The 15,257-nt window shown below is 60.2% G+C and carries 14 protein-coding genes, 1 tRNA gene and 1 pseudogene; 4 read left to right on the top strand and 12 right to left on the bottom strand.

What is annotated here, in order from left to right; all coding sequences use genetic code 11:
• The first annotated feature begins 41 nt into the window (after positions 1-41).
• From ICY20_RS05960 to ICY20_RS05950, 3 genes and pseudogenes are all read left to right on the top strand, one after another.
• Positions 42-407, top strand: a pseudogene (locus ICY20_RS05960) (type II toxin-antitoxin system RelE/ParE family toxin).
• Positions 391-711 (top strand): helix-turn-helix domain-containing protein, encoded by a 321-nt coding sequence (locus ICY20_RS05955; RefSeq protein WP_194937124.1) that lies wholly within the window; start codon positions 391-393, stop codon positions 709-711. The pseudogene ICY20_RS05960 and the gene ICY20_RS05955 overlap by 17 nt, the downstream one beginning before the upstream one ends.
• Positions 712-806: 95 nt before the next feature.
• Positions 807-965 (top strand): YqaE/Pmp3 family membrane protein, encoded by a 159-nt coding sequence (locus ICY20_RS05950; RefSeq protein WP_024077743.1) that lies wholly within the window; start codon positions 807-809, stop codon positions 963-965.
• 5 nt (positions 966-970) lie between these two features.
• On the opposite strand, the gene pqqE is transcribed toward ICY20_RS05950, so the two are convergent.
• The 10 genes from pqqE to ICY20_RS05900 all read right to left on the bottom strand — a co-directional run bounded on the left by pqqE (position 971) and on the right by ICY20_RS05900 (position 10,743).
• A complete protein-coding gene (pqqE, locus tag ICY20_RS05945; protein WP_159961322.1) occupies positions 971-2,101 on the bottom strand; it encodes a pyrroloquinoline quinone biosynthesis protein PqqE in 1,131 nt (376 codons plus the stop codon).
• The gene (gene pqqD / locus ICY20_RS05940) at positions 2,094-2,369 is read right to left on the bottom strand and encodes a pyrroloquinoline quinone biosynthesis peptide chaperone PqqD (RefSeq protein WP_159961268.1); all 276 of its coding nucleotides are present in this window, start codon (positions 2,367-2,369) and stop codon (positions 2,094-2,096) included. The genes pqqE and pqqD overlap by 8 nt, the downstream gene beginning before the upstream one ends.
• On the bottom strand, positions 2,366-3,118 hold the full coding sequence (gene pqqC, locus ICY20_RS05935) for a pyrroloquinoline-quinone synthase PqqC (protein WP_159961266.1): 753 nt from the start codon (positions 3,116-3,118) through the stop codon (positions 2,366-2,368). The genes pqqD and pqqC overlap by 4 nt, the downstream gene beginning before the upstream one ends.
• Before the next feature lie 11 nt (positions 3,119-3,129).
• The gene (gene pqqB / locus ICY20_RS05930) at positions 3,130-4,041 is read right to left on the bottom strand and encodes a pyrroloquinoline quinone biosynthesis protein PqqB (RefSeq protein WP_159961264.1); all 912 of its coding nucleotides are present in this window, start codon (positions 4,039-4,041) and stop codon (positions 3,130-3,132) included.
• 72 nt (positions 4,042-4,113) lie between these two features.
• The gene (gene pqqA, locus ICY20_RS05925; RefSeq protein ID WP_003194766.1) at positions 4,114-4,188 is read right to left on the bottom strand and encodes a pyrroloquinoline quinone precursor peptide PqqA; all 75 of its coding nucleotides are present in this window, start codon (positions 4,186-4,188) and stop codon (positions 4,114-4,116) included.
• Positions 4,189-4,347: 159 nt separating this feature from the next.
• Positions 4,348-6,699, bottom strand: a complete 2,352-nt coding sequence (gene pqqF / locus ICY20_RS05920) for a pyrroloquinoline quinone biosynthesis protein PqqF (RefSeq protein ID WP_194937123.1) — start codon at positions 6,697-6,699, stop codon at positions 4,348-4,350.
• 48 nt (positions 6,700-6,747) lie between these two features.
• Positions 6,748-7,542: a carbon-nitrogen hydrolase family protein gene (locus tag ICY20_RS05915; RefSeq protein ID WP_194937122.1), complete on the bottom strand. Its 795-nt coding sequence runs from the start codon at positions 7,540-7,542 to the stop codon at positions 6,748-6,750.
• Between the two features lie 10 nt (positions 7,543-7,552).
• On the bottom strand, positions 7,553-9,244 hold the full coding sequence (locus tag ICY20_RS05910) for a flavin monoamine oxidase family protein (protein ID WP_159961258.1): 1,692 nt from the start codon (positions 9,242-9,244) through the stop codon (positions 7,553-7,555).
• A 146-nt stretch (positions 9,245-9,390) separates the two neighbouring features.
• Positions 9,391-9,837, bottom strand: a complete 447-nt coding sequence (locus tag ICY20_RS05905; protein WP_017138047.1) for an Lrp/AsnC family transcriptional regulator — start codon at positions 9,835-9,837, stop codon at positions 9,391-9,393.
• Between the two features lie 36 nt (positions 9,838-9,873).
• Positions 9,874-10,743, bottom strand: coding sequence for a LysR family transcriptional regulator (locus ICY20_RS05900; RefSeq protein ID WP_194937121.1), 870 nt, complete (start codon positions 10,741-10,743; stop codon positions 9,874-9,876).
• Positions 10,744-10,855: 112 nt separating this feature from the next.
• On the opposite strand from ICY20_RS05900, the gene ICY20_RS05895 reads away from it, so the two are divergent.
• Positions 10,856-11,281 carry a VOC family protein gene (locus tag ICY20_RS05895; protein WP_159961254.1) on the top strand — a complete coding sequence of 142 codons (426 nt, stop codon included), beginning with the start codon at positions 10,856-10,858 and terminating at the stop codon, positions 11,279-11,281.
• A 45-nt stretch (positions 11,282-11,326) separates the two neighbouring features.
• Here ICY20_RS05895 and ICY20_RS05890 read toward each other — a convergent pair.
• Positions 11,327-11,403: transfer RNA gene (locus ICY20_RS05890), tRNA-Ile, on the bottom strand.
• Between the two features lie 15 nt (positions 11,404-11,418).
• Complete coding sequence (locus ICY20_RS05885) at positions 11,419-15,162, bottom strand: EAL domain-containing protein (RefSeq protein ID WP_194937120.1); 3,744 nt, start codon at positions 15,160-15,162, stop codon at positions 11,419-11,421.
• Positions 15,163-15,257: the final 95 nt, after the last annotated feature.

Genomic DNA, 15,257 nt, shown 5'->3' with positions numbered 1-15,257 from the left:
ATCTATACCACTGGGTGGTATGTTTGTGGGAAGGGATATCCATGAAATTGAGGTTGTTCAAAACCCGTAATTTCGCTAACGCGGCGAGCAAAGCCTGGATCTGCGATTCTGAGTTAAGGGAGGCGTTTGGCGAATTGCTCAAAGGCCAAGCGGATAATCTCGGAGGTGGGGTTTGAAAGAAGCGTCTAAAGGAAAATCGGCATCGCTCCATCGTGTTGGCCAAGGGAAGGCACTACTGGGTTTATCAATCTCTTTTCGACAAACAAAGACAGAGCAATATCAGTCATAAGGAACTAGATGGGCTGCGAGCATTGGCTAAGATCTATGAAAATCTAAACGAAGCGCAGGTCCGACATCTTCTGGATACCAGGGAGTTTGTGGAGATACATCATGACCAAAAAATATGAAAGCGAAGTACTTGAGTCTGTTCACCAGTCCGCCCTTGCGCTGTACTCAATTGGCGCTATCAGTAAAACAACGCTCCGTGAGTTCGACGAGGCCTGCCTCACTCCGGCTCCGTTGCAGATACCAGCCGAACAAATCAAGGAGCTGCGCGAGCGCAGCCACGTCAGCCAACCCGTTTTCGCCCGCTACCTGAACACCAGCGCCTCCACGATAAAGCAGTGGGAATCCGGCGAGAAACGCCCCAGCGGCATGGCCCTCAAGTTACTGAGCATCGTTCAAAAGCACGGCTTGGAAATTCTGGCCTGAAGATGGCGCTATGCCAGATCCCACTGAACCCTCACGAACGCCCACGGTCGATTAGCTACACGGCTCACACGAGCCGACTTTTTGGAGCTGAACCCATGGATTTCATTCGTATCATCATCGCCATTCTGTTGCCGCCACTGGGTGTGTTCCTGCAAGTGGGTTTCGCCGGCGCGTTCTGGTTAAACATCCTGCTGACCCTGTGCGGCTACTTCCCCGGCATCATTCATGCGGTGTACATCATCGCCAAGCGCTGAGGCCGTTAGCCTTTGGCGATGAGTCGTGAGTTGCGCTCGTTGCGAAAGGCCAACTGCTCAATCGTCTGGGTGGCGTGTTCGGCATCTTCGCGTGCTTGAAGAATGATGCCGTGCTGCTCGGACTTGCTGCACACCGGGTCGGCATTGCTCGCATCCCCTGTGAGCATGAAGGCCTGGCAACGGCAGCCGCCGAAGTCTTTCTCTTTTTCATCGCATGAACGGCATGGCTCGGGCATCCAGTCGTAGCCGCGAAAGCGGTTGAAACCGAACGAGTCGTACCAGATGTGTTGCATGCTGTGGTCACGCACGTTGGGAAATTGCACCGGCATCTGTCGGGCGCCGTGACAGGGCAGGGCGGTGCCGTCTGGCGTTACCGTCAGAAAGATACTGCCCCAACCGTTCATGCAGGCTTTCGGGCGCTCTTCGTAGTAGTCCGGCGTCACGAAGATCAACTTGCACGGGTGGCCTTCGGCTTCGAGCTTGGCGCGGTATTCGTTGGTGATGCGTTCGGCGCGCACCAGCTGTTCCTTGGTCGGTAACAACCCCACACGATTAAGCTGTGCCCAGCCGTAGAACTGGCACGTGGCGAGTTCGACGAAGTCGGCTTCCAGGGCTATGCACAGCTCGATGATGCGGTCGATCTTGTCGATATTGTGCCGATGGGTCACGAAGTTCAGCACCATCGGGTAGCCGTGTGCTTTCACTGCACGGGCCATTTCCAACTTTTGCGCAAAGGCTTTTTTCGAGCCGGCCAGCAGGTTGTTCACTTGCTCGTCGCTGGCCTGGAAGCTGATCTGGATATGGTCCAGGCCGGCTTTCTTGAAGTCGCTGATCTTTTGCTCGGTGAGGCCTATCCCTGAGGTAATCAGGTTGGTGTAGAACCCCAGCTTGCGCGCTTCGGCGATCAGCTCGGCAAGATCCTGACGCACCAGTGGCTCACCGCCGGAAAAACCCAACTGCGCGGCGCCCATTTCCCGTGCTTCACGGAATACCTTGAACCACTGCTCGGTGCTCAGCTCCTTACCCTGCTCGGCGAAATCCAGCGGGTTGGAGCAATACGGGCACTGCAACGGGCAGCGGTACGTCAGCTCGGCGAGCAGCCACAGTGGCAGGCCAATCGGCGGTTTTTCAGGCAAGGGTAATCCAGTGCTCTGCACGGGCGACCTCCATGAATTGCTCGATGTCGTTGCCCAGCTCAGGTACACCGGGGAACTGCTTATCCAGCTCGGCGATGATTGCCGCCACATCCCGCTCGCCGTCGATCAAGCCACCGATCAACGCGGCGCTGTCGTTGAGCTTGATCATGCCTTCGGGGTAGAGCAATACATGGCCCTTTTGCGCGGGCTCGTACTGGTAGCGATAGCCCTGGCGCCACGTTGGTTTTTTACTGCGATCAAAGCTCATAGGGTGATTCCCTTATGCCACACCCGCTGGTCGGTGACGCTGTGATACGGCGGGCGTTTGAGTTCGTAGGCCATGCTCATGGCATCCAGCATGCTCCACAAGATATCCAGTTTGAACTGGAGAATTTCCAGCATGCGCTCCTGGCCTTCGCGGGTGGTGTAGTGCTGCAACGTGATCGCCAAACCGTGCTCCACATCGCGGCGGGCCTGGCCCAGGCGGGTGCGGAAGTATTCGTAGCCGGCCGGGTCGATCCACGGGTAATGCTGTGGCCAGCTGTCGAGGCGCGATTGGTGGATCTGCGGCGCAAACAGCTCGGTGAGCGAGCTGCTGGCGGCTTCCTGCCAACTGGCGCGACGGGCGAAGTTGACGTAGGCATCCACCGCAAACCGTACGCCGGGCAGTACCAGCTCCTGGGAGCGCAGTTGGTCTGGGTCGAGGCCGACGGCCTGGCCGAGGCGCAGCCACGCTTCAATGCCGCCGTCTTCACCGGGGGCGCCGTCGTGGTCGAGCAGGCGCTGGATCCATTCGCGGCGGATCTCGCGGTCCGGGCAATTGGCCAGGATCGCCGCGTCTTTGAGCGGAATATTCACCTGATAGTAGAAGCGGTTGGCGACCCAACCCTGGATCTGCTCGCGGGTGGCGCGGCCGTCATACATCGCCACGTGGTACGGGTGATGGATATGGTAGAAGGCGCCCTTGGCGCGCAGGGCGGCTTCGAATTCGGCGGTGGTCAACGGCGTGTCAGTCATTTCTATCACTCCTACAATTCAATGCTCATGCCGTCGTAAGCCACTTCGACATTGCGCCGCACCAACTCCGCTCGCTCGGGGGAGTCTTCATCGAGGATCGGGTTGGTGTTGTTGATGTGGATAAGCACTTTGCGTTGCTCTGGCAATTGCTCCAGCACTTCCAGCATGCCGCCGGGGCCGTTCTGCGCCAGGTGGCCCATCTCGCGACCGGTGCGGGTGCCGACGCCGCGACGCTGCATTTCATCGTCGTCCCACATCGTGCCGTCCACCAGCAGGCAGTCGCTGCCGGCCATGATCTCCAGCAATGGCGCGTCGACCTTGCCCAGGCCAGGGGCGTAGAACAGTTTGCCGCCGGTGCGCAGGTCTTCGACGATCAGGCCGATGTTGTCGCCCGGGTGCGGGTCGAAGCGGTGTGGCGAGTAAGGCGGTGCGGCACTGCGCAGTGGCAGTGGGGTGAAGCGTAGGTTGGGGCAGGCGGGGACGGTGAAGCTGGTATCCAGCTCGATGCGGTTCCAGGCCAGGCCGCCGTTCCAGTGGGTAAGCATGGTGAACAGCGGGAAACCGGTGCTCAGGTCTTCATGGACCATGTCGGTGCACCACACCTGGTGCGGGCAGCCTTCACGCAGGCTCAAGAGGCCGGTGGTGTGGTCGATCTGGCTGTCCATCAGGATGATGGCGCTGATGCCGGTGTCACGCAGGGCGCGGCCCGGTTGCATCGGCGCAAAGCTTTGCAGTTGCGCGCGAATATCCGGCGAGGCGTTGCACAGAACCCAATTCACGCCATCGTCGGAGATTGCGATGGACGACTGGGTACGCGCCTGGGCCCGCAGGCTGCCATCGCGAAAACCCGCGCAGTTGACGCAGTTGCAGTTCCACTGCGGGAAACCACCGCCGGCGGCGGAACCTAGAATCTGGACAAACATGGTCGCTCCATCAAGCAAAGCTCAAAAACTAAAACGCCCCGGGCGGGCCGAGGCGTTGTATTACCCAGCGGATTAACGGCTGGCGAAGTACATGGTGACTTCGAAACCGATACGCAGATCAGTGTAAGCAGGTTTGGACCAGGTCATATTCTTACTCCTACCAAGGGATGGGACGTTCACTACCAAGTAATACATATAGTCCACCTCCTGTCGGAGATGTTCAGATGTGTGCGTGTGAATATTACTCAGTTCTGCTCAAGTTAGCGCTGTCTCGGTGGAAAAAGCCTTTTGCAGGGTTGGCAATGATCAGTCTCCCACTTGCCAGGCAGTCGAGATGCGCGGGCCGTTGGCGATGCAATACCAGCCGCCTGTGGCGTCGTTCAGTTGCTGGGCCGCCTGCTGCAAATCGTCTTGAGTACGGGTTTGGATCAACGGTTGAAGCTCGCCGAGGTAATCCGACGGATGGCCAGCCAAATGCGCATGCCACAGCAGCTCGGCGACTTGGGCGGTGGGCAGCGTCTGCGGCGAGAACTGTTGCGCCAGGGTTAGGTTGCCCATGTCGCTGGCGGTGATCAGCGCAGGCAATTGCTGCAGGAAGGTTTGCAGGTGATCAACGATCCCGCCCAGCGGCACGCTGGGGGACTGCACGCCAAACAGCAGGCCGGTTTGGCCGTTGATCTGTCGGATGCCGCTGAAAACCGCGTAGCCGATTTGCAGCTCAACTCGCAGACGTTGATAGAACGGCCCCTGCAACAAGTGCCCGAGCAGTCGCCACGCGGCTTCATCCGCAAGGGTCTGGGTAGGCGCTGGGCAAAACAGCAACAACGCGGCTTCATGGGAAGCAGTCTTCACTCCGTGCCAGACACGTTGCCCACTCAAGATGGGTAACCGGTGTTCTACGTTTGTGGGTTGCCCAGGCAGGCGGGCCGCTGCGGTCTTGATCGCCGCTTCAAGCGTGGCAGCAAACCCCAGCCCCAACCCCTGCCAGCGTGCAGAGGCCCACGAACCTTCGTCGCTCTGACGTGCAGTTGTCGCGCAACAGGACGCCAGCGCCTTGAGCAGTTCACGGATGGCGATCATGGGTGTCGAAGCTTGCACCGCCGGCTGCGCTTGAGTGAGCTGCTGCGCCAGCGCTTCCAGCACCGCCGGCATCGGCTCGTGCAGCCCGACCATTTTTATTTGCCAATCAGGGCCGATGGTTTCGAACGACAATTCGACGCCTGCCTGGCGCACCTGCTCGCGCAACGGCTGCAATGCGTCTTCCAGCCCGCAGGGTGCACCTCGCCATTGCAGGTACAGCGCACCTTCATCGCCGTCCGTTGCCAAGGCTTGGCTGAAGGTCAGCGCCGAGACGTCCTTGCGTCCGCGTGAACGGTCCTGGGCAAAAGTGCGCAAGCCCCGGTGGGCGCTGGTCTGGCCGCGAATCAGGCCGGCGCGCTCTTGCGTCGCCGCAGGGCGTAGGAAGGGGTTGCTCGGCGTTAGCTGCCATGTTTGCTGTGGTGGCGGCAGGTGCAAGGCGTCGAGCATGGCCTTGAGGGCTGCGACGGCTTGTCCCGACAGGTCTTCGCTGTCATTTCGGGCCAACGCGAGGGCCCCTTGGATTTGTCGTTGGCGAGCCGCCAGCAGGGCGAACTCTTCCCGTAATGAAGCCCACTCGCTGCGTGCGAAAAAGCTCAGCCAGTCGTACAGCAGCGCCTCAACCTGCGTCGCCGATTGACCTTGTTCGCTGAGCGTAACGTCGATATCCAGCAGCGCTTGCCCGGCGTAGTGATACACCACGCTCGCGTGCAAGGCAGTGGCCAATTGTTGTGCTTGCAGTTCAGCCAGCAGCCCGCCCGGTGCCGAGGCGTTAAGCCAGGTGCAGAGGAACTCAAGGGCTTCACGGGGCGCGTTGCAGGTAATGACGTGATGCTGGTGATTGCCCGCGAGGTGTTGATAACGTTGCGCCTGATCGGGCATTAACGCTGGTGGTGCGGCTTGTGGGCGTTGTGGGCCGCAGGTGAGTGCTGCGCTGAATTGCTGGGCCAGGCTTTCAAGCGCTTCCAGCGACTGTGGGCCGGCAAGGCTCAGGGTCATCTGCCCGCTCTGGTAGAACTGCTGGTGGAATTCCCGCAGTGCCTGCTGAAAAGGCTCACGCTCTACGGGCAGGCTGTCGCGGTTACCCGCATGAAAGCCTCGCAATGGGTGATCGGCGCACAGGCCTTGCAGCAACGCAACCTGCTGCTGCGCCTTGGCATCCTGGGACCAGGCGACAAACTCTGCATGCAGCACTTCCCGTTCGCGCAGTTGGTCTTCCACGGCCAAGCGTGGATGGGTCAGCATGTCGGCCAAGCGTTCCAACCCAGCGGCGAAGGTCGACTCCGGCAGCTCAAAGAAGAAATCCGTGGTGCGCTCACGGGTGCTGGCATTGACCTGGCCACCCTCGCGTTGCACGTAGGCCATCAACCCTTCACCTGTAGGAAACCGTTCGGTTCCCAGAAACAGCAGATGCTCAAGAAAATGCGCCAACCCCGGCCAGGCCAATGGCACGTCATGGCTACCGGCAGCCACGCGTAACACAGCGGCGCAACGCTTCAAACGCGGCGCGTGACGCAGGGAAACCCGCAGGCCGTTGGCCAGGGTCAGGTGAAGGTGATGAGGGTGGGCCGGCGCAGGCATGGGCACTTCCAAAACGTAGGAAGCGCCTATGCTAACAAACCCGCTGGGTCAGGGCTTGTGCAGTGCGCCGTAGAGCTCGGGGCGTCGCTCTTGCAGGTAGTGATTGGCGGCACGGGCATCGTGGATCGATTGGCGATCCAATGTGCCGACGATCAACGCTTCGTCCAGGCCTGCCTGGGCAATGCGCTGGCCATTCGGCGCGGCGATGCTGCTTTGCCCGCAGTAGTGAATGTCGCCTTCGTGCCCGCAGTAATTGGCGTAGGCCACGTAGCACTGATTTTCGAAGGCCCGCGCCCGCACGGTGACGTCCGCCACAAAGTCGAAGGGCACCATATTGGCGGTGGGCACCAGGATCAGCTCGGCACCGGCCAGGGCCAGGCGGCGGGTGTTTTCCGGGAACTCCAGGTCGTAGCAGATCAGCAGGCCGAGTTTCCAGCCGTTGAGCTCTACCAGCGGGAAATCATCGTCGCCGGCACTGAACATTGAGTGGTCAAGATCGCCAAACAGGTGAGTCTTGCGGTAGTTGCACAGGCGCTGGCCATGGGCGTCGATCAACTGCACGGCGTTGTAGACCTGCCCGTCCTCGGCTCGCTCCGGGTAGCCGTACACAATTGCCAAGCCAGCACTTTGCGCCAGTTCAGCAATGGCTTGCGCGCTGGGACCGTCCTGCGCCTCAGCCAAAGCCCCCACGGCTTCGGTGCCAATGTTATAGCCGGTGAGGAACATCTCTGGCAGCACCAGCACGTCGGCATCCGACGCTTCATGCACCAGTTGATGCAGGCGTGTGAGGTTGCCGGCCACATCCAACGGTAACGGCGGGCATTGGTACAGGGCGACACGCATGGTCAACTCCTTACTCGGGCAGGGCGATTGGGCCGATTTCATCGAAGACATCGCCAGGCCCTGGGTTCTCTGGGTGAGTGCTGCCACCGAAGTGGGTCATGATGCCCCATACCGCATTCAGCGAGGTCTGCACCGCGCCTTCGACCCAGGCTGGGGTCCATGAGACGTCGTCACCGGCGATGAAAATCCCACGTTGTTCGGCGGGCATGTCCTTCTGCATGAAGTGCGCATACATGCGCTGGTTGTAGCGATAGTGACCGGGCAGCGCGCCTTTGAAGGCCCCGAGGAAATGCGGGTCGGCTTCCCACGACACCGTGATCGGGTCGCCGATGATGCGCGCCTTGATGTCGACGTTCGGGTAGATCTTTTTCAACGCATCCAGCGCCAGTTTTACGCGCTTATCGATGGGCTGCGGCAGCATTTTCAGCGCGTCGCTCATCCACGAATACGAAAGGCAGATCACGCCGGGTTTGTCGTCGCCGTTGTCGAACAGGTAGGTGCCACGGGTCAGGCGATCGGTGAGGGTCATGCTCATCAGGTCGCGGCCGGTTTCTGGGTCTTTGTCCTTCCAGAACGGGCGGTCGACCATTACGAAGGTCTTGGATGATTGCATGTAGCGCGTGCGGTCCAGGGCCATCCACATCTTTTGCGAGAACAGGCTTTCATCGCATTCGATCTGGGTGGTCAGCAGCCAGCTTTGGCAGGTGGTCAGTACCGCCGCGTATTCACGGGTGTCGCCGTAGTTGTCGGTAACGGCAAATCGGCCATCGGCGGCATGAGCGATACGTTTAACACCGGCCCGTGGCGCACCACGGTGCAACGAGCTGAGGCTCGTGCCCTCTGGCCAATGGGCGCAGCGTTGCGGCACATGACGCCAGATGCCCATGGGCACCTGCGCCACACCGCCGACGACCAGATGTTGGTGGTCGTCGCAGTTGGTCATCACCACGCGGAAGATTTCCAGCATCGAGTTGGGGAAGTCTGAGTCCCAGCCGCCGGTGCCGAAACCCACTTGGCCGAACACTTCGCGGTGCAGGAACGACAATTTGGCGAAGGCTTTGGAGGTAGCGACAAAGTCGTAGAAGGTGCGGTCGTCCCACAGCGGTACGAGCTTATTCCACAGCTCCTTGAGGCGCGGCACGTCACGGTCACGGATGGCCTGCTGGATATCACCGAACTGCGAGCCGGCTTCCAGTGCATCGGCCCAAGCGTCGGCCACTTCCTGGAACAGCACCGGCAGGTCAGAGAGTTTTTGCGCGTAGTGGGTCTGGCCTTCGAGGTCGATCACCGTGCTGCCAGAGGCCGGGGTCAGCGGGTTGGGGAAGGGTTTGGTTTCCAGGCCGAGCTTGTCGACGTAGTGGTAAAACGCCGTGGACGACACCGGAAAACGCATGCCGCCCAGCTCTGCGATGATGCCCTCGGCGCCTTCAAAGGCCTGTGAGCGCAGGCGACCGCCCATCTTCGAAGCTTCGTACACCACTGGCTTGAGGCCCAGCTTCATCAACTCATAGGCGGCCACCAGGCCGGCGATGCCTGCGCCGACGATCGCCACTTCGGCGCCATGGTTGACGGCGGGAATACTGCCCAGGCCGGCGGGGTGTTCAATCCAGTCATCAAAGGCAAACGGAAAGTCCGGGCCAAAGATGGTGATGGGTTTTTTACCGTCTGCAGGGTGGCGATTGTTTTTGTTGAACGTATTCATGGCTGACCTTGCTGGATACCCGGCGGGGCACGACCCGCTGAGTATAGGAAAAGATGGCAGCCAGTTTAGGGAGCGTAGCGTTCGTTAATAAGACGCAAAGTGTCGTCGGATTGGATTGTTTTTAGTCAGAGTGACGAGACTGGTGGTCAGACTGGCTGGCCGCGATCCAATTTGTTACTGAGGATGATCGAGGTGGTGGTTTTTTCCACGCCCTCGACGCTGCCGATCTGGTCCAACAGCTGATCAAGCTGTTCCGGCGAATCGGTGCGCAGCCAGGCCACGTAATCGAACTCTCCGCTGACGGCGCACAACTGCTGGACCTGCGCCATGGCACTGAGCCTGCGCAGCACTTCCTTGCCCGAGCGCGCTTGCACGGTAATGCCCACATAGGCCTGCAAACCGCCGTCGACGACACGTTGGCCAAGGCGCACGCCATAGCCGGTGATCACCTGGGTTTTTTCCAGCCGAGCCAGACGCGACGTCACCGTAGTGCGCGCGATCCCCAACTGCCGGGCGAGCATGGCCACGCTTTCACGGGCGTTGATCTGCAAGGCTGCAATCAGTTGACGGTCGATTTCATCTAGGACGGGCAAGGGAAGCTCCGATACGGGCGGCAATGGGCAGGCATGTTACAGGCTTGTATCGGCCAGCAGGCAGCGGGCAAACAGTTGCGGCACCGGCAAATGGCGTTGGCTGTAGCGACTGAGCAGGATGATCTCACGGTAAAACGTCAGACTGCCCAGCGGGATGATTCGCACCTTCGGTGAATGTTCAAGCCACAGGCCAGCTTGAGGAATCAGCGAAACCCCCAGGCCACATTCCACCATCTTGACGATGGCTTCCAGTTCATCCAACTCCAGTGCCACCTGTACATCAAGCCGTTGCTCCCGCAAGAAGCGGCTGACCAAGCGACCGCCAAACGAGGCACGGTCGTAGCGCACGTGGGGTTGAGTGTTGAGCAAGTGCGAGGGGTCGTTGCCCACCATCGAGTCGGGCACGATCAGCACAAAGGGTTCTTTGCGCACCTCCTGCACATGCAACTCCTTGGGCAGATCAAAGGGCGGGCGGATGATGATTGCCGAGTCCAACTCGCCGGCGTCGACCTGGCTCAATAGTTCCAGGGACACGCCCGGCACCAGCTTGCACTCCACGGCCGGTGCAGCCAGGCGCAAACGCAGCAACGCCTGAGGCAGCAGGCCGGTTTGCGCGGTGCCGATGGCGCCGACCTTCAGTTCGCCACGGTATTCGTTGGCGTCTACCGGGACCGCCATGCGGTTAAAGGTCTCCAGGATCTCCTTGGCCAGAGGCAAGGCCCGCAAACCGGCGGCATTCAGCGTGGCCTGACGCCCGGTGCGGTCGAACAACTGCACGCCAAGGGCCTGCTCCAACTGCCGGATCTGCGCACTCACCGCCGACTGCGTCAGCCCGATATGCATGCCCGCCGCCGCGAACGTGCCGTGGCGGGTTACCGCGATAAAGGTCTTCAATTCCCGCAGCATAGGCGTCCCGACTGATCGAAATAATTTGAGCTCGGCGCAAAAACTATCGTCTTTTCATCGAAGCAAGCAAGGCTAGACTCGAAGTACTTAATGCCCCCAGAGGTTAGACCTGATGACACTCGCGCCTTTTCACCTGGCAATCCCGGTATACGACCTGGCCGCTGCACGGCACTTCTACGGTGACGTCTTTGGCCTGGAAGAGGGCCGCTCCAGCGACCATTGGGTCGACTTCAACTTTTTTGGGCACCAGTTGGTTATTCACGAACACCCGAAAACCGCATCCCAAGATTCAGCACATACCAACGCCGTGGACGGCCACGATGTGCCCGTACCGCATTTTGGCGTGGTGCTGGGTTGGGATGATTGGCATGCGCTGGCCGAACGCTTGCAGGCGCGGCAGACGAAATTCGTGCTGGAGCCGCACATTCGATTCAAGGGGCAGGTGGGGGAGCAGGCGACGTTGTTTCTGTTTGACCCGTGCGGGAATGCGCTGGAGTTCAAGGCGTTCAGGGATATCGGGCAGTTGTTTGCGAAGTGAAGTGGCCAGACACACGAAAGCCGCGCAATGCGCGGCTTTCTTGTTTGGTGGGCCCACACGGACTTGAACCGTGGACCAAAGGATTATGAGTCCTCTGCTCTGACCAACTGAGCTATAGGCCCTTATCTGGTCGCGGATTATAGCGATGGTTTACCCGCTGTGCTATCCGAAAAATCCTCAACACGCCTACGAAGGAAGGTAGCCGCAAAAAGCTCGGGCGGCATGGGCAGGCTGACGATGTAGCCTTGCATCTGTTCGCAGCCTTCGGCGGCCAGGAAGGCTTGTTGTGCGGGGTTCTCCACGCCCTCGGCGATGATGGTGAATTGCATGCTGTGGCCCAGGGCGATGATGGCGCGCACGATGGCGGCGTCATGGGGGTCGTCGGGCAGGCCGCGGACGAAGGATTGGTCAATCTTGAGGAAGTCCAGCGGCAGGCGCTTGAGGTAGCTGAGGGATGAGTAGCCGGTGCCGAAGTCATCAATCGCCAATTGCACGCCCAGGCGTTTGAGTTGGTGCAGCACCTCCAGCGCTTCTTCGGCTTGGCTCATGATGAAGTTTTCGGTGATTTCCAATTGCAGGCAGCCGGGCTCCAGGCGGTAGTCGCGCAACAACTGTTCGATGCGTGAGAGCAGGTTGGGGTGGCGCAGTTGTGCGCCGGCGAGGTTGACCGAGAGGGTGCCGAAATCATCGAAGGCGCGTTGCCAGGCGTGCATTTGCTGGCAGGCTTGTTCGAGTACCCAGTCGCCAATCTGCAGGATCATGCCGTTCTCTTCGGCCAGGGCGATGAAGTGTTCGGGCGGCACGTCGCCGAAGGTGGGGTGGTGCCAGCGAATCAGCGCCTCGGCACCGATCAGCTCTTGGGTGATCAGGCTCAGTTTGGGCTGATAGCACAGGCTCAGTTCGTTGCGCTCGATGGCGCGGCGCAGTTCATGTTCCAGCGCCACGCGCTCGTTGGCCTGGGCGGTGAGGTCTTGGGTGTAGCATTCGACCCGGTTGCGGCCCTTGGCTTTGGAGCGGTACATCGCGGCATCGGCGTTCTTGACCAGGGTGGCGACGTCGGTACCGTCCTGGGGGTAGAGGCTGGTGCCGATGCTGGCGCTGATGAAGAACTCATGCTCGCCCGCCTGGAACGGCGGGGTGAAGCAGGCCAGCAGTTTGTTCGCCAGGTGTTGAGCGTCGCCGGCATGTTGCAGGCCCGGGAGTAGGATGATGAACTCGTCGCCACCCAGGCGCGCCACGGTGTCGATGTCGCGCAATTGTTCCTTGAGGCGCACGGCGATGTCTTTGAGCAATAGGTCGCCAATCGGATGACCAAGGCTGTCGTTGATGTGTTTGAAGCGGTCCAGGTCGAGAAACAAGACGGCACCCTGTTTGCCGGTTTCCTGGTGGCCGTTGAGGGCCGATTGCAGGCGGCTTTCGAACAGTGTGCGGTTGGGCAGGCCGGTCAGCGGGTCGTGGTGCGCTTGATAGTCGAGGCGAGCCTGGGCCAGCTTGAGGCTGGAGATGTCGGCAAATACGGCCACGAAGTGGGTGATCAGTTGCTCGCGATTGCGCACGGCGCTGATGGTCAGCCAGCTAGGGTACAACTCACCGTTTTTACGCCGGTTGGAGATCTCGCCCTGCCAGTGCCCTTGGGCCGTCAACTGATGCCACATCGCTGCGTAGAACGCGCTGTCATGCAGCCCGGAGGCCAACAGACGCGGCGTATGGCCGAGGGCTTCGGCTTCGCTGTAGCCGGTGATCTCGCTGAAGGCGCGGTTGACGGCGCTGATGTTCTGCCGGGTGTCGGTGATCAGCACGCCTTCGGCGGTGCTTTCGAATACGGTGGCGGCCTGTTGCAGTTTTTCCTGCATTAACTGGCGTTCGGTGATATCACGGGCGATGGTCAGCATGCAGTCGTCATCGCCAATAGGCAGTGGGCGGCTGGACAGTTCACAGAGCCGAATTTGCCCATCACTGCGGCGGATATGGCAGATGAAGTCGCGAACGAAGCCATCGCGCTGCATCAGCTCCAGCATGTGTTTGCGTTCGTTGAGGTCGACCCAGATGCCCAGGTCCAACGCCGATTGGTCGAGGGAGGTTGCACTGGTGAAGCCGGTTATACGGCTGAAGCCATCGTTCACTTCTATCAGCAGGCCATCACTCTGGCGGCTCAGCAGCAAACCGTCCGGAGAGGCATGGAAGGCCTTGGCGAATTTTTCTTCGGAGGTTTGCAGCTGCTGCTGGGTTTCCTTGAGCTGGGAGATATCGCGCACCACCACTACGATGGCTTCAATAGTGTCGAGTTGGAACGGCTCGGCGGAAATCAGGCCGGTAAAGGCTTGGCCGTTGCTGCGCAGAAAAGGCATCTCCAGGTTGCGAATGCTGGACGTCTGTACGCGTTGCAGCAAATCCGGGCCAATACCTTTGATCCCCCAGATGTTCAACTCAGTGCCCGTTTTGCCGACGACATCTTCGGCGCGCAGGCCAACCTGATCTTCAAACGCCTTGTTGACCTCCAGCAGGCAGCCGTCGGACAGCCGTGCGATCACCAGGATGTCGGGGCATTGCTGGAACACCGAGGCAAACTTCTGCTCGGACAGTTGCAGGGCTTCTTCTGTACGTTTGGCTTCGCTAATGTCGATCATCAGACCGCGCAGCACCGGCTCATGCCCGTGCTCGATCAAGCTGACGATGTCCCGTACCCACAGGCAGCGGCCGTCAGCGGTGATTACCCGGTAGTCGACGCTGTGGTCGCGATTGGCGCGGGTTTCGCGCATGCAAAAGGCTTCGGTGCGGGTGAGGTCGGCAGGGTGGATGATGTTGCGCCAAAACCCGGGGATCAGCCAATGGGCCCGGGGGTAGCCCAGTAGTTCTTCGGCGTGGGGTGACACGTAGCTGTAGGTGAAGTCGGTGACGTTGGACTCCCAAGCGATGGCGGACAGGCTCTCCACCAGGCCGCGGTAGTGGTATTCGCTGCTGCGCAGTTCCTGCTCCAGGGCGACCCTGCGGGAAATTTCTGAGCTGAGGCGACGATTGATCCGAATCACGATGGCCAATACGGTGACCAACAGCAGTACGGCGGGCAGCCCGTATAGCAGCAGGTCTGTCCAGAACGTGCGGTTATCGGTGAAGCTGCCGACCCAATGTTGCTGAATGGCGCTGGTTTCATCCGGGCTGAGGTCGGCGAGGACTTTATCGAGTATGCCCACCAGCATCTTGTCATCACGCGGCACGCCCATCGCCAATTGATAGCGATACGGCGTTTCGCCACTGACGTACAGGCCATCCAGCTTCAGTTCGCGCAGGCTCCAGACACTGGAGGCCAGGTCGCTGACCACGGCGTCCACTTCGCCGGTTGCCAGGGCCTGCAACGTTGAGCTGACGTTGGGCAGGGCGACCAGATTGAGATCTGGGTGGTGGGTGCGCAGCAGTTCGTGGGGGGCGTAGTTCTCTACCACCGCGATTTTAAGACCGTAAAGGTCCTTGAGGTTTCGCGGTCGTGGGCCACCTTCGTGGGCAAGAATGACCATTGGGAAGTCAATGTAAGGGCGCGTGAATGCTAGATAATTCTGCCGTTCGGGCGTCGACATGATGCTAGAGATAAGATCGAGCTGGTTGGTGCGGGCGAGTTCCAGCACAGCCCCCCAACTGGGTGGCTCTATCAGCTTGATCCTGACACCCAGGCGATCCTGGATCAGGCGCACGTAATCGGCTGCCAGGCCTTGGTAGCGGCCATTTTCGTCACGGTATTCGAAGGGTGGCCAAGACGCATCCACTCCCAGCCGCAGCTCCTGATGGTCCGACAGCCAGGCACGCTCATCATCAGAAAGCGTCAACGCGCCAGCCGTTGCGGTCCAGGTCAGCAGCGACAGCAGCAACACAGTCGGCAATCTGGGCATAACGGTCTCGTTATGGCACGGGGAATGGTTCGAGTGTAGACGGGCATTGCGGGGGAGGGGTATTGCGGGGAGGTTTATCTATGGAAAAAAGCCGT

It is taken from the genome of Pseudomonas pisciculturae, from assembly GCF_015461805.1.
In the GTDB taxonomy this organism is placed as follows: domain Bacteria; phylum Pseudomonadota; class Gammaproteobacteria; order Pseudomonadales; family Pseudomonadaceae; genus Aquipseudomonas; species Aquipseudomonas pisciculturae.
Note: the sequence above shows the minus strand (reverse complement) of the source record. Positions and strands in the feature narration are given on the sequence as shown.

Coding starts and splice junctions, on each gene's coding strand:
- ICY20_RS05955 (WP_194937124.1), top strand. CDS start 391: ATGACCAAAAAATATGAAAGCGAAGTACTTGAGTCTGTTCACCAGTCC.
- ICY20_RS05950 (WP_024077743.1), top strand. CDS start 807: ATGGATTTCATTCGTATCATCATCGCCATTCTGTTGCCGCCACTGGGT.
- pqqD (WP_159961268.1), bottom strand. CDS start 2,369: ATGAGCTTTGATCGCAGTAAAAAACCAACGTGGCGCCAGGGCTATCGC.
- pqqC (WP_159961266.1), bottom strand. CDS start 3,118: ATGACTGACACGCCGTTGACCACCGCCGAATTCGAAGCCGCCCTGCGC.
- pqqB (WP_159961264.1), bottom strand. CDS start 4,041: ATGTTTGTCCAGATTCTAGGTTCCGCCGCCGGCGGTGGTTTCCCGCAG.
- pqqF (WP_194937123.1), bottom strand. CDS start 6,699: ATGCCTGCGCCGGCCCACCCTCATCACCTTCACCTGACCCTGGCCAAC.
- ICY20_RS05915 (WP_194937122.1), bottom strand. CDS start 7,542: ATGCGTGTCGCCCTGTACCAATGCCCGCCGTTACCGTTGGATGTGGCC.
- ICY20_RS05910 (WP_159961258.1), bottom strand. CDS start 9,244: ATGAATACGTTCAACAAAAACAATCGCCACCCTGCAGACGGTAAAAAA.
- ICY20_RS05900 (WP_194937121.1), bottom strand. CDS start 10,743: ATGCTGCGGGAATTGAAGACCTTTATCGCGGTAACCCGCCACGGCACG.
- ICY20_RS05895 (WP_159961254.1), top strand. CDS start 10,856: ATGACACTCGCGCCTTTTCACCTGGCAATCCCGGTATACGACCTGGCC.
- ICY20_RS05885 (WP_194937120.1), bottom strand. CDS start 15,162: ATGCCCAGATTGCCGACTGTGTTGCTGCTGTCGCTGCTGACCTGGACC.